This is a genomic window from Geobacillus sp. E263 (genome assembly GCF_007197795.1).
Taxonomy (GTDB): domain Bacteria; phylum Bacillota; class Bacilli; order Bacillales; family Anoxybacillaceae; genus Parageobacillus_B; species Parageobacillus_B toebii.
Genome location: NZ_CP041632.1, coordinates 2,195,399 through 2,209,122, shown reverse-complemented (window position 1 = coordinate 2,209,122; position 13,724 = coordinate 2,195,399). Strand labels below are relative to the sequence as shown.

General features: G+C 41.2%; 9 protein-coding genes and 4 pseudogenes. 11 read left to right on the top strand and 2 right to left on the bottom strand.

Annotation, left to right across the window (positions count from 1 at the left end):
* The first annotated feature begins 1 nt into the window (after position 1).
* From FNL97_RS11310 to FNL97_RS11280, 7 genes and pseudogenes are all read left to right on the top strand, one after another.
* Positions 2 to 439: a YlbF/YmcA family competence regulator gene (locus FNL97_RS11310; RefSeq protein ID WP_015863530.1), complete on the top strand. Its 438-nt coding sequence runs from the start codon at positions 2 to 4 to the stop codon at positions 437 to 439.
* 178 nt (positions 440 to 617) lie between these two features.
* Positions 618 to 1,166, top strand: coding sequence for an outer spore coat protein CotE (locus FNL97_RS11305; RefSeq protein ID WP_015863531.1), 549 nt, complete (start codon positions 618 to 620; stop codon positions 1,164 to 1,166).
* Positions 1,167 to 1,306: 140 nt separating this feature from the next.
* Positions 1,307 to 1,534 (top strand): annotated as a pseudogene (locus FNL97_RS11300) (transposase); the annotation flags it as partial.
* A 140-nt stretch (positions 1,535 to 1,674) separates the two neighbouring features.
* Complete coding sequence (locus tag FNL97_RS11295; protein WP_286173366.1) at positions 1,675 to 2,103, top strand: acetone carboxylase subunit gamma; 429 nt, start codon at positions 1,675 to 1,677, stop codon at positions 2,101 to 2,103.
* A gap of 385 nt (positions 2,104 to 2,488) precedes the next feature.
* Positions 2,489 to 5,071 carry a DNA mismatch repair protein MutS gene (gene mutS, locus FNL97_RS11290; protein ID WP_143415823.1) on the top strand — a complete coding sequence of 861 codons (2,583 nt, stop codon included), beginning with the start codon at positions 2,489 to 2,491 and terminating at the stop codon, positions 5,069 to 5,071.
* 13 nt (positions 5,072 to 5,084) lie between these two features.
* Complete coding sequence (gene mutL / locus FNL97_RS11285) at positions 5,085 to 6,944, top strand: DNA mismatch repair endonuclease MutL (protein WP_143415822.1); 1,860 nt, start codon at positions 5,085 to 5,087, stop codon at positions 6,942 to 6,944.
* A 116-nt stretch (positions 6,945 to 7,060) separates the two neighbouring features.
* Positions 7,061 to 7,297, top strand: a pseudogene (locus tag FNL97_RS11280) (site-specific integrase); the annotation flags it as partial.
* A 60-nt stretch (positions 7,298 to 7,357) separates the two neighbouring features.
* On the opposite strand, the gene FNL97_RS11275 reads toward FNL97_RS11280, so the two are convergent.
* A complete protein-coding gene (locus FNL97_RS11275) occupies positions 7,358 to 7,522 on the bottom strand; it encodes a helix-turn-helix domain-containing protein (protein WP_073967901.1) in 165 nt (54 codons plus the stop codon).
* A 69-nt stretch (positions 7,523 to 7,591) separates the two neighbouring features.
* On the opposite strand from FNL97_RS11275, the pseudogene FNL97_RS11270 reads away from it, so the two are divergent.
* The 4 genes and pseudogenes from FNL97_RS11270 to FNL97_RS11255 all read left to right on the top strand — a co-directional run.
* Positions 7,592 to 7,720, top strand: a pseudogene (locus FNL97_RS11270) (ISNCY family transposase); the annotation flags it as partial.
* A gap of 153 nt (positions 7,721 to 7,873) precedes the next feature.
* The gene (locus tag FNL97_RS11265) at positions 7,874 to 8,758 is read left to right on the top strand and encodes a YitT family protein (protein ID WP_062678177.1); all 885 of its coding nucleotides are present in this window, start codon (positions 7,874 to 7,876) and stop codon (positions 8,756 to 8,758) included.
* Between the two features lie 803 nt (positions 8,759 to 9,561).
* Positions 9,562 to 11,385: a potassium transporter KimA gene (gene kimA / locus FNL97_RS11260; RefSeq protein ID WP_143415821.1), complete on the top strand. Its 1,824-nt coding sequence runs from the start codon at positions 9,562 to 9,564 to the stop codon at positions 11,383 to 11,385.
* A 302-nt stretch (positions 11,386 to 11,687) separates the two neighbouring features.
* Positions 11,688 to 12,704, top strand: a complete 1,017-nt coding sequence (locus tag FNL97_RS11255) for a C40 family peptidase (RefSeq protein WP_143415820.1) — start codon at positions 11,688 to 11,690, stop codon at positions 12,702 to 12,704.
* A 382-nt stretch (positions 12,705 to 13,086) separates the two neighbouring features.
* On the opposite strand, the pseudogene FNL97_RS18740 reads toward FNL97_RS11255, so the two are convergent.
* Positions 13,087 to 13,325 (bottom strand): annotated as a pseudogene (locus FNL97_RS18740) (GMC oxidoreductase); the annotation flags it as partial.
* Positions 13,326 to 13,724 lie beyond the last annotated feature (399 nt).

Here is a 13,724-nt window from a genome sequence, read left to right as displayed (position 1 = left end):
GATGGCAAAATATACACGTGACGAGATTTTAGCCCAGGCGAAAGAACTCGCCAAAATGATTGCCGAGACAGAAGAAGTTGATTTTTTTAAACGCGCGGAAGAAAAAATACACCAAAACGAAAAAGTGCGCGCGATGATCGAGCAAATTAAATCATTGCAAAAACAAGCAGTCAACTTAAAACATTACGGGAAATATGAAGCGCTGAAAAAAGTAGAAGCACAAATTGACGCGATTTACGAAGAGCTTTCGCAAATTCCGATCGTTAGCGAATTCCAGCAATCACAAACGGAAGTGAATGATCTGCTCCAATTAGTCGCTTCTACCATCTCCAATACCGTGACCGATGAGATTATCGCATCAACAGGCGGCAACGTGTTGCGCGGGGAGACAGGTGCGCAAATACGCTGTAGTGGAAACGGCGGCTGCGGCTGTCATTAAAATTTGACTGACGTCCTTGGTTTTCAAGGGCGTTTTTTTTTATTGCGGAAAAAGTAGGCACATCATACGGGGCCCCTGCATACAATGAACTATAAGGAATAATTTATAAACTTATGTGCACATTAGGCGAAATCATGCATAGGATGAAATGAAGATTCATTTGAGGAGGGTTTCTTATATGTCTGAATACAGAGAAATTATTACAAAGGCGGTCGTCGGGAAAGGTCGTAAATTTACGCAATCTACTCATACGATTACTGCTCCGAATCGTCCATCAAGCATTTTAGGATGCTGGATTATTAACCATCGTTACGATGCGAAAAAATGTGACAAGACAGTAGAAATCCATGGGAAATATGACGTTAACGTTTGGTATTCATACGACAACAATACAAAAACAGAAGTTGTCACAGAAACAGTAACATATGCGGATGTGGTGAAATTAAAATACCGTGACGATGATGATATTATTAGCGATGATACAGACATTATCGTTCGCGTCATTCAGCAGCCGAACTGCCTAGAATGCACCATTTCGCCAAACGGAAATAAAATTGTGGTCGATGTAGAACGCGAATTTATTTCCGAAGTCATTGGGGAAACGAAAATATGTGTCGCGATCCATCCAGACGGCTGCGGCAATGATGACGATGATTTTGACTACGGTGACCTAGATGAAGAACTAGAAGATTTAAGCCCAGATTTGCTTCTCGGCGATGAAGAGTAAAACTAGGAAGAAAGATCTTCCTAGTTTTTTTTTTTGGGCTCTTCACCACAAAATGTACTTGACAATCAGGTTGTTTTCTGATCAAGGGTACAAAAAATGCGAAATTTCCTGTATGGTAAAGGTGACCAAACCATCAACCATGGTTTGACCGGTACCTTTTTAGCGACTGTGCCGCCGTACGCAGTATTGCCAAGGCACTCATCACCCGAAGAGACGCAGTGCTTTCTTGCATCTTTTTTTCTTACTCAAATGGTCCAATGGAAGGAATCAACAACAAAATAAAATTGATCAAAAGGCGAGGATATGGGTATCGAAATATCCAGCGTTTTACTTTGCGTGTCCGTCTAGAGACCTCTATCACATTTTAACGTAAAAATCAAGTACATCTTTTGGTGATGAACCTAATAAGTTGAAATGAAGTGAAAATACGGAAAAATACGATAAATACGATCGCAAGACGATAGAGGAATTAATCGACGGTACGATAGATTTTGTCAAATTAAAAGAAATGCTCTCCAATTATAAAGACACTGACCGATTTGACAAATATATTAGCATCCTTCAAGAAAGGGTGCCGTGGGATGATCCGATTTTGCTTCCGGCCGGCCTTCATCTCTATATTGTGCAAAAGCCGGATGGCCGGCGCATCGTAAAATGTGATTGTGGATATGAATTTTGCGAGGCAAGCGACAACTGGAAGCTTCATGCGCTCATCTATGTTCGTGATACAGTAGAAAAAATGGCGGAACTGTATCCGAAATTGATGGCGCCAGATCCGGAATGGCAGGTGCTTCGCGAGTACTATTGCCCTGGCTGCGCAACACAGCTTGAGGTAGAAGCGGTGACACCGTGGTATCCGGTCATCAAAGACTTCGAGCCTGATATCGATACATTCTATAAAGAATGGTTAAAGCGCCCGCTTCCGCAGGCGAAATAAAAATAAAAAACAGAGACGGCGGCGAAAAGCTGCCGTCTGTTTTTATGCATTGCAATTTTCTGAAATGAAATGCAAGGGAGAAGCTCATTATTAGAAAGGTGGACATAGGAGCTGCCGGACTGCTTAACGCTTTAGCGATGCCAGAATTTGAACTTTCTCTTTTTCTTCTTTAAAATATGTTATAATGAAACGTGTTGAAACGCAGATGCATTAATGTATTCAAAAAAATCTCCATATTGGTTCGAAACTAGATACATAGAAAACAAGATTTCGCGGAATTAAGCGGCTTTATGTTGATGGCGATACACGGATGGAAACGCCAAAATGACAGGGTGGCCGCTAATTTTATTGGTAAAACGTAAATTTGCAAGGTTGGAGGAGAACGATGGCTACATATACGCCGATGATTCAGCAATACTTGGACATTAAGGCACAATATCCAGATGCCTTTTTATTTTTTCGCCTTGGCGATTTTTACGAAATGTTTTTTGACGACGCGATCAAAGCGGCGCAGGAACTGGAAATTACGCTGACAAGCCGTGATGGCGGCGGCGAAGAACGGGTGCCGATGTGCGGCGTCCCGTATCATTCGGCGCAAGGATATATTGAACAGTTGATTTCAAAAGGATATAAAGTCGCGATTTGCGAACAAGTCGAAGATCCAAAAACGGCAAAAGGGGTCGTCCGCCGCGAAGTCGTTCAGCTCATTACCCCTGGAACAGTGATGGAAGGGAAAGGGCTGTTAGATAAAGAAAACAACTACTTGGCGACGGTGACCATGTTTGATGATGGTACGTATGGTTTTGCTTATACGGATTTATCAACAGGGGAAAATCGCATAACGCTTCTTGCTTCATTGGATGATGTGATGAATGAGCTATATGCGATCGGTACGAAAGAAATTGTCATTTCTTCTCAATTCCCAGAACAGTATCAGCAGCTATTAAAGGAACGCTATGATGTGACGATTTCATACGAGGATGAGACAGTGATTCCTGAAGGATTTACGTCGATCGTCGAAGCGCTTCAGCAAGATAAGCTAAAAATAACATTCGGCCGTCTGCTTCATTACATTATTCGCACACAAAAACGGCGCCTCGATCATATGCAGTCTGTTCAAGTGTATCAAGTCGATCATTATATGAAAATCGATTTGTATTCGAAGCGAAATTTGGAATTAACCGAGACAATTCGCTCCAAAGGGCGGAAAGGTTCGCTGTTGTGGCTTCTTGATGAAACAGTGACGGCAATGGGCGGACGGTTGCTGAAACAATGGCTTGATCGCCCGCTTTTGGATCGCAAACAAATCGAACGGCGCTTACATATGGTCGAAACACTGATCCATCATTATTTTGAACGGCAGGAGCTGCGCGAACGTCTTCGCGAAGTGTACGACGTCGAGCGCCTCGCTGGCCGTGTTGCCTACGGAAACGTAAACGCGCGCGATTTAATTCAACTGAAAAAATCGCTTCAGCAAATCCCGGCGTTAAAAGATATTGTTGAAAACCTTTCAGATGATGAAGCGAAGCAGCTTGCCGACAAACTCGATCCATGTTCGGAACTTGTCGATCTATTAGAGCGGTCGATTCAAGAAAATCCGCCATTGTCCGTCAAAGAAGGAAACATCATTAAAGACGGATATAACGAAACGCTTGATCGTTATCGCGATGCAAGCCGCAATGGGAAAGCATGGATTGCCCAGCTAGAAAGCAAAGAACGGGAATTAACCGGGATTAAATCATTAAAAATTGGCTATAACCGCGTGTTCGGCTATTACATTGAAGTGACGAAGGCGAATCTTCATTTGTTGCCAAAGGGACGTTATGAGCGAAAACAAACACTAGCAAACGCTGAACGTTTTATTACCCAGGAATTAAAAGAAAAAGAAGCGCTCATTTTAGAAGCGGAAGAAAAAAGCATCGAACTAGAATACGAATTGTTTGTGGACATTCGCGAACGCGTAAAACAATATATTCCGCGTTTGCAATCATTAGCGAAAACGATTAGCGAACTCGATGTCTTGCAGTCGTTTGCGACTGTAAGCGAAGAGCGTCATTACGTAAAACCGCAGTTTTCCGATAATCGTGAGCTGATCATTCAAGCGGGCCGCCATCCAGTAGTGGAAAAAGTGCTTGGGGCGCAAACGTATGTACCGAACGATTGTTATATGAATAAAGAGCGGGAACTGTTGTTAATTACGGGACCGAATATGTCCGGAAAAAGCACGTACATGCGGCAAATTGCCCTTACTGCCATTATGGCGCAAATTGGCTGCTTTGTACCGGCAGAGAAAGCAGTCCTCCCAATTTTTGACCAAGTGTTTACGAGAATTGGTGCGGCGGATGATTTAGTATCTGGGCAAAGTACGTTTATGGTCGAAATGCTCGAAGCGCGCAATGCGATCGTTCACGCGACACAAAACAGCTTAATTTTGTTTGATGAAATCGGACGCGGCACGTCCACGTACGATGGGATGGCATTGGCGCAAGCGATCATCGAATACATTCATGATCATATTGGCGCGAAAACGTTATTTAGCACACATTATCATGAATTAACGGATCTGGAGCAATCGCTTGCCAAGCTGAAAAACGTTCATGTGAGAGCCGTTGAGGAAAATGGAAAAGTCGTGTTTCTTCATAAAATTGAAGAAGGACCAGCCGACCAAAGTTACGGTATTCATGTCGCCGAGCTTGCTGAGCTTCCGGCTTCTCTCATTCAGCGCGCCAAAGAAATTTTAGCCGAGCTTGAGCAGCAAGAACAGCGAAAAGAACAGCCAAGCGGCAAGAACGAGGCGGTCTTCGAACAGCTCAGCATGTTTGCCGAAGAGCAGCCTTCAAAAGAAGAATCCCATCTATCGAAAAAAGAGAAAAAGGCGCTTGAGGCATTAAAATCAGTCAATTTGTTGGAAACAACGCCGCTTGAAGCGTTAAACAAATTATACGAAATTCAAAAACTATTAAAGTAAAGGAGGCATAGCGATGGGAAAAATTCGTAAGCTCGATGACCAATTGTCCAATAAAATCGCCGCAGGGGAAGTCGTCGAGCGTCCTGCCTCCGTCGTTAAAGAGCTCGTTGAAAACGCGATTGACGCCAATAGCACCATTATTGAAATTGAATTAGAAGAAGCAGGACTAGCGAAAATTCGCGTCATCGATAATGGGGACGGAATGGAAGGAGATGATTGCCTCGTTGCTTTTGAAAGACATGCGACAAGCAAAATTAAAGATGAGCACGATTTGTTTCGCATCCGCACGCTTGGCTTTCGCGGCGAAGCGCTGCCGAGCATCGCCTCCGTCTCGGAAGTTGAGATGAAAACAAGCACGGGAGACGGTCCAGGGACGAAAGTGGTTCTAAAAGGTGGAAAACTCGTTGTACACGAACGGACAACAAGCCGCAAGGGAACCGATATTACCGTATCTAACTTGTTTTTCAACACCCCGGCCCGTTTAAAATATATGAAAACGATTCATACTGAGCTTGGTCATGTCACCGATGTCGTCAATCGCCTTGCCATGGCACATCCTGATATTTCGTTTCGGCTGCGCCATCACGGGAAGCAGCTGCTTTACACGAGCGGCAACGGCGATGTGCGCCATGTGCTTGCCGCGATTTACGGCATGGATGTCGCGAAAAAGATGATTCCAATTCAAGCGGAATCGCTCGATTTTACTGTTCAAGGCTACATTTCGCTTCCAGAAGTGACGCGCGCTTCGCGAAATTACATTTCCACGATCGTCAACGGGCGATATGTGCGCAACATTCCGCTCGCAAAAGCGATCGAAGCGGGATATCATACACTGTTGCCGATCGGCCGCTATCCGATTGTATTTTTATCGATTGCGATGGATCCGATTTTAGTCGATGTCAATGTCCACCCGGCAAAATTAGAAGTACGTTTCAGCAAAGAAGCGGAATTAAACGAGCTCGTCACCCAAGCGATTCGCCAGGCGCTTCAAGCGCGGACGCTTATTCCTGAGATGACGATCAAGCAAAAAGAAATTCCAAAACCAAAAGCAGAACAAACGGCTTGGACGTTTGAACATGTCGTTAAAGAACCATTTGTTTCTCCACTCGTTCATGTAGATGAACCAAAACAAGTAGATGAGCCAAAGCAATCAAGTCCAGTGCAAGAACCAAAGGAGGAAATCCCTTCGTTTTTGCCGACAGTAGAATCAAAACAAAATGATGTCGATGATGAACTAGTCGAAATGGACGAGCAAACGGAATCATCAGACGAACAAGAGCATGTGAATGACCGGCTTCCGCCGCTTTATCCAATCGGGCAAATGCACGGAACGTACATTTTGGCGCAAAATGAGAGAGGGCTTTACATCATTGACCAGCATGCCGCCCAAGAGCGCATTAAGTATGAATATTTTCGCGAAAAAGTTGGCGAAGTAATAAACGAAGTGCAGGAATTGCTTGTTCCGCTTACGTTTCATTATCCGACAGATGAATATGTGCTAATTGACGCACATCGTGAAGAATTGGCGAAATGCGGCGTCTTTTTAGAACCGTTCGGGCACAATACGTTCATCGTCCGCTCCCACCCATCGTGGTTTCCAAAAGGGGAAGAAGCGGCGATTATTGAAGAAATGATCCAGCAAGTGATCGATATGAAAAAAGTCGATATTAAGCAGCTTCGTGAAAAAGCAGCGATTTTAATGAGCTGCAAACGTTCGATTAAAGCGAACGAGTATTTGCGCGATGACGAAATCTTCGCACTCTTGGAATCACTGCGCAAAACGACTGATCCATTCACCTGCCCGCACGGCCGCCCAATCATCATCCATTTTTCCACGTATGAGCTGGAGAAAATGTTTAAGCGGGTAATGTAAACATAAAAGCGCAACATCCTTGTTCCATCAAGGTGTTGCGCTTTATTTTTCCGTTTGCCCTGCTTGTAAGCACAAATTACTTTACGGATTGCTTTCTGGGGAATTGTGTATGCAAGCAAAAATACAGTAAATTTTCGGTACGGGGCATCCAGCGAATGATTGAAAGCTACAGCCTGCCGAATAAAAAACTTACGCTCTATACGTTTTGGCAGTGAATGCTGAAGGTCACGAACAATGACATTGAGAAAGTACGGCGGCTTGCCGGCCATAGCAATATCGCCACGACATCTCGATACTTAAAAGACAGCTATAGTGATTTGGCGGATGCGGTGGAGGCGTTGCTGAAATTTTAACAAAGTTGGTTGTGCGAACGAACGAGTTGTTTTAGGGCTCTCATGATTTGTGCCTCTTTATTATCCTTGAGTGTCTTCGTCGCTTTTGTATTCTAAAATATCTCCAGGCTGACATTCTAAAGCCTTACAAATCGCATCTAAAGTTGATAATCGAATCGCTTTTGCCTTTCCATTTTTCAATATAGAACGTGTTGCAAAACGCATAACGAATGCATAAATGCACATAAAAAATCCACCACCTTGGAAATCATATACAGTAGCCAAAAAACAACTCTCCAAGAGGTGGGCACTATCATGATTTTCCATTTAAACAACGAACATGCATGGTCTTACGAAATGGATCCACTTTTAGCATCCTTATTTCGATATATTGACTCTCTGTCGTTGCCAGAAACACCGCATGTGACAGGAAGGACGCCAGTGTTTGGATAATTATAATAGTTAAACAGTTTAGTAAAATTTGTTGCGCAAGGGGAGAAGGAACATAATATGCGCAATCATGAATTTAACGAACTATCTGTTTTTGTTATAATAAAAAAATGTACAGATCCATTTTATAGAAAAAGGAGGAAAAACATGACTGAATTGAGCAAGGTGCAGATTCAACATCAACGGTTATCTAAAGCTAAAATCGCTAAAAGAGCAACTGCTATTTTCATCGGGGCTGTTTTAATGGCAGTAGGACTTGAAATCTTTTTAGTCCCTAATAACATTATCGATGGAGGCATAACAGGCATTTCAATTATGCTTTCACATATTACGGGTTTTCGTCTTGGAATTTTTATTTTTCTTTTAAACCTTCCGTTCTTTTTTATGGGTTATAAACAAATTGGAAAAACTTTTGCTATCTCCTCATTGTTTGGGATTATCGTTTTATCCATTTTTACTTCTCTGTTTCATCCTATTCCAGCCTTCACAGACGACCTTTTATTAGCTACCATTTTTGGCGGAATGATTCTAGGTACGGGCGTAGGGCTTGTCATTCGTTATGGCGGCGCTTTGGATGGCACAGAAATACTCGCTATACTCATGAACAAAAAACTCCCTTTCTCTGTTGGCGAGATCATCATGTTTTTTAATATTTTTATTCTTGGTGCTGCTGGGTTTGTTTACACTTGGGATAGAGCAATGTATTCAATTTTAGCCTATGTGATTGCTTTTAAAACGATTGATGTTGTCATTAAAGGATTAGATGAATCGAAGTCGGCATGGATTATTAGTGATAATCCTGTAGCCATTGGGAATGCTATCATGAACCGATTAGGGCGCGGTGTTACATATTTAAGCGGAGAAGGAGCATTCTCTGGTGACGGTAAAAAAGTGATATTTTGTGTGATTACCCGTCTTGAGGAGGCCAAACTTAAAGAAATTGTCGAAGAAAATGACCCAAATGCTTTTTTAGCTATAGCAGATATGGCTGAAGTACGCGGTGGACGTTTTAAGAAAAGAGATATTCATTAAGGTGTCTTTTTCTAAAATGTAATCGAACAAAATTACGGAAACGGTACGTTTATTGGTGCAACATCAAAAGGTGTAAAAGTTGTTAAAATGAGTGATAAATATTGGAAAGACCGATATATAGGTGCTAAGCGAGTCATTAATAAAAGGCTATATTAAAGCTTCTTGTTAATTGGTAGAAAAACGCAGACTTTTAGTGGATATTTTGTTTGAAGCAGGGCGTCGCTCCGATCGGGGCGGCGCTTTTATTTTTAGGATAAAGCATGGAGTTTTATAAAGGAGCGAACGAAATGGAGTTTTCTGAATAAACTGGCTAAAAAAGAATAAGTCCAAACTTAGTGAAGAGTATTATGGCAAACTTGAAAAGGCAAAAATATTTGTATGGATAAAAAATGGTGAAGCAAGCGATCCATCACTGGATATTATTCAGTCATTTCGTGTTTTATTAAATGTTGTTGGAAAATATATGAAAGAAAAAACATAATAGCAATTTTTTGTTAATTAAGGGTGATAAGTATGGAAAAATTAAAAATCCGAGGAGGGAACAGGATGAGAAAAATTAAGTTTCAAGAAATTGCTAAAGGCTCTTCCCCGAGAGAATATTTAGAATCTATCAAACAGGATATATGCAGGACGAAAATGATCCAAATATTTACTGGGGAGAGTCTTCCGGTTATCTTAATTTACTAATTTAAGTAATCTACCATCGTTCTATAGATGATCGAAAATAATGAAGCCAAGGCTATTCATTTTCTGAGAAAAATGATAATATTCTTATGGAAATTCTACATACTGGTGGTGCATATATGTTTTCGTCGTTAAAACGATTTTTAATTGGCAGACCGTTGAAATCAACCGAACTAGGAGAACAAAAGCTGAACAAATTAAAGGCATTGGCTGTCTTATCTTCTGATGCTCTATCTTCGGTTGCGTACGGTACGGAACAGATTTTGCTTGTTCTTGCGTCGATTGGAGCTATTGCATTTTGGTATTCCATTCCTATTGCGATTGGAGTTCTTATTCTATTGGTGGCGCTTATTTTATCGTATCGCCAAATCATTTACTCTTATCCGCATGGAGGAGGGGCTTACGTCGTTTCCAAAACGAACCTAGGCATAAATCCGGGGCTCATTGCTGGAGGCTCTTTATTGGTCGACTATATTCTAACCGTGGCAGTAAGCTTGTCTGCAGGAACGGATGCCATTACATCCGCGTTTCCAGTTTTGCATCAACACACAGTAGGAATTGCTGTCGCACTGGTTGTGTTTATCACTATTCTTAATCTGAGAGGCGTAACCGAATCCGCTTCCGTTTTGGCATATCCCGTTTATTTGTTTGTGTTGGCGCTCGTAATTCTCATTATTGTTGGGATTTTTCATATTATAAATGGACAAGCACCGTCTACCTTACATACGCCGATCGGTACTGCGGTGCCTGGAATTACATTATTCTTGTTGCTTCGGGCGTTTGCATCTGGTTGCTCTGCGTTGACAGGGGTAGAAGCGATCTCCAACGCCGTTCCAAATTTCAAGGAACCGGCGGCAAAAAACGCTGCTAAAACGTTAGTGATGATGGGGTTCATTCTCGCTTTTCTATTTGTAGGAGTCACTTTTTTAGCATACTGGTATGGAATTGCTCCGAAAGCGGAAGAGACGGTTGTCTCCCAACTCGCTTCCGAAGTGTTTGGAAGAGGCTTTATGTATTACTTTATCCAAGGAACAACTGCCCTTATTTTAGTCTTGGCTGCAAATACCGGGTTTTCCGCATTTCCGCTGCTGGCATATAATCTGGCATCCGATAAATACATGCCAAGAATGTATCTTATCCGCGGCGACCGCTTAGGATATTCAAATGGAATCATCACGCTTGGTCTTGCTTCTATTTTGCTGATTATCGTTTTTAAAGGGCAAACGGAACAGCTCATTCCTTTGTATGCGGTTGGCGTATTCATTCCTTTCACTTTGTCGCAAACAGGAATGATTGTCAAATGGGTGCGCGAAAAACCGGCGGGGTGGGTCCCGAAGCTGCTTGTGAACTTGCTGGGAGCGATCATTACACTAACTGTACTGTGCATTTTCTTTATCACAAAATTTGCTCAAGTATGGTCTGTGCTTGTATTTCTTCCGATAATCGTATTTGTTTTTCACCGAATCCATAAGCACTATGATGCTGTGGCAGAACAACTGCGGGTCAATCCAAATGAGATTCCGGATAAAATAGAAGGAAATGTCGTCATTGTACCTGTTGCGGGAATCACAAAGGTAGTAGAGCAATCGTTAAATTACGCCCAAGCCATTGGGGATTATGTATTGGCTGTATATGTGGGATTTGACCGGGAAAGCATGCTTCGAATGGAAGAGAAATGGAAGAAATGGAGGCCAGACGTTCGCCTTGTTACACTAATTTCTTATTATCGCGATCTTATCACGCCAATTTCCAAGCTAGTGGATACGATTGAAAGCAAGGCAGAGGAAAGAAATTATACAGTAACGGTTTTGATTCCTCAATTTATACCGAAAAAAGGGTGGCATAACTTTTTGCATAACCAATCCAGCGTTTTGTTGAGATTGTACCTTCTATATAAGAAAAATGTGATTGTCTCCACAGTTCCTTATCGGCTTTATAAGTAGAAGTTCATATTCGATTGCATGCGGGGATGATTGCTGAATGATCATCCCCGTTTTTATTAATGGCTTCGTTCAGAGACGGAAGTATTCTTGGTTAAAATGATAAAACTTCTATTTAATCCAAAAATAATAATTACTAGGAAAAAGATACTGAAAACAAAATGATATTTTTAACCTGTAATGTAACTGTAATAGATTTGTAACCACTTCTTATTCTTTTTGTTATAGATTAGCAACTTTTTTTAAATATAATGATTGACGTCATAGAAACGAATACCAAAAATACATCTGTGGGGGAGCGCAAAATGAAAAAATCATTTATTCTTACAGGTACAATCATAAGTTCTTTATTAGCGGGCCAAACTGCTTTCGCTAGTAATTATACCGTCCAAAAAGGCGATACGCTTTGGGGAATATCGAAAAAATACAACACTACTGTAGAAACATTAAAACAAATGAATCATTTAACTTCTGATTTTATTTTCCCTGGCCAAATATTAAAAGTTAACGAAAAAGAAGATACATATGTAGTGAAGGCTGGCGACACCTTAAGTAAAATTGCAAAGCAATTTAATACGACTGTTGCTGCGTTATTAAAGATGAATCCCGAAATTTCTAATCCAAATTTTATTAAGGCAGGCCAAACTATTCGTTTGTCAGGATCAGCTTCAGTTCCTTCTACTAAGGAATCAGGTGCTAGCGGTTATTACATCGTTAAAGAAGGAGATACTCTTTCTGGCATCGCTAAAATGTTTCATACAACAGTTCGTTCATTGCTCGCTTTAAACCCGGAAATTACAAATCCTAATTTTATTCGAGCGGGACAATCTATTAAAGTTGCTGGAGAAAAAGCTCCTGCTCAATCTTCCAATCAAAAAATTTCTAAATCTTCCCCGGGTTCGATGTCTACCACTCCTTCCAATAGCACAAAAGCTGTGAATTCTTCTTTGGCCGATCGAATCATTCAAATTGGAGAAAAATATTTAGGTGCTAAATATTTATATGGTGCCAGCCCATCTCGCACAGATGCATTTGATTGCTCATCTTTTACTATGCGGGTGTTTGGTGAAGCTGGAATTTCTTTGCCACGCACTTCGACAGCACAATCACAAGCAGGCACGACGGTTTCTTTCAATCAGCTTCAAAAAGGAGATTTAGTCTTCTTTGATACAGACTTCGATGGAACGATCAATCACGTTGGAATTTATGCGGGTAACGGCCAAATGTTAAATGCTTCAACTTCTAAAGGCGTTTCTTATGCATCGATTAATTCTTCTTATTGGCAAGAACGTTTTGTGAAGGCAGTCCGTGTAATCAATTAATCTATGAAAAGCAATCGAGTGTAAAATCGCATAGGTTTTACACTCGATTTTTTGATGTATCAACAATGTATAAACAGTAAAATCGGACAAGTCGATCCCGCTTGGATGACAGGAGTTTTTTTGTGATACTGATTTCTTCTGACAAGTCTTATGTCAACAGCCGTTGAGATAATTTTTCTCAACAAGAAAAGAAGCTCTTTCCAAAACAGAAAGAGCTTCTTTTCTATTATCATCTTCATTCTTATCATTCAACATCTTCCAATTCCTCATCATCCACCACATATGGGTCAGGATCCTCTCGAATAAATCGTACCGCATTTAAACCGATCATCTGGGCAGGCATGGAAGTGTTACCATCTGGTAAAATAGGGAAGATGGAAAGATCAGCGACTTTAAGGTTTTGGTACCAAAGACATTCAGGAATCCATCAACAACTCCTTCTTGAACATTCCTACCCATTCTACATTGCCCACCAAAATGTGCGAGATTATGATAAGAGGCCTTGACATAATTAGCAAGCAAGTTTCGCTTTTCTACCTCATTAGTTAAATGGAATATATTTCCAGGAGGGTATACAACCTTATAAATGCCGTCCGGATCTAGTTTACGAGCTCTCTTCATAATATTGAAAACCTGAATATACTGATCCACCATAAAATCTAAGTCATCAGGATTTCACAGCGGATTAAGATCAACGGATGGATAAGCCTCAGGATCGCTATGGGCGACCATAATCGTGCCCCTGCTTTTAGGATTAATGTCGAAAATTCCAATACTCATTATATTACTTGATTTTTTCGGATCAAAATCCCAATTATTAATAATGACATCTTGAATAGGGACAAACGATGGTGTTGGGAGTCCAAATAATTGAAGGCGGCGCCTCCTCCGTCTTCCCCTTTAAAAACATTTAACATTTTTCGATTATAAATGCATCCTGTCAGAAAATATACATAAATATTTCATAAATCTCACATAATTATTTGTTATGCTTCATCTTGAAAATACAGATTATGAGAA

Bases quoted from the DNA above. Each gene is read 5' to 3' on its own strand.
- FNL97_RS11310 (WP_015863530.1), top strand. From the start codon at position 2: ATGGCAAAATATACACGTGACGAGATTTTAGCCCAGGCGAAAGAACTC.
- FNL97_RS11305 (WP_015863531.1), top strand. From the start codon at position 618: ATGTCTGAATACAGAGAAATTATTACAAAGGCGGTCGTCGGGAAAGGT.
- FNL97_RS11295 (WP_286173366.1), top strand. From the start codon at position 1,675: ATGCTCTCCAATTATAAAGACACTGACCGATTTGACAAATATATTAGC.
- mutS (WP_143415823.1), top strand. From the start codon at position 2,489: ATGGCTACATATACGCCGATGATTCAGCAATACTTGGACATTAAGGCA.
- mutL (WP_143415822.1), top strand. From the start codon at position 5,085: ATGGGAAAAATTCGTAAGCTCGATGACCAATTGTCCAATAAAATCGCC.
- FNL97_RS11275 (WP_073967901.1), bottom strand. From the start codon at position 7,522: ATGTGCATTTATGCATTCGTTATGCGTTTTGCAACACGTTCTATATTG.
- FNL97_RS11265 (WP_062678177.1), top strand. From the start codon at position 7,874: ATGACTGAATTGAGCAAGGTGCAGATTCAACATCAACGGTTATCTAAA.
- kimA (WP_143415821.1), top strand. From the start codon at position 9,562: ATGTTTTCGTCGTTAAAACGATTTTTAATTGGCAGACCGTTGAAATCA.
- FNL97_RS11255 (WP_143415820.1), top strand. From the start codon at position 11,688: ATGAAAAAATCATTTATTCTTACAGGTACAATCATAAGTTCTTTATTA.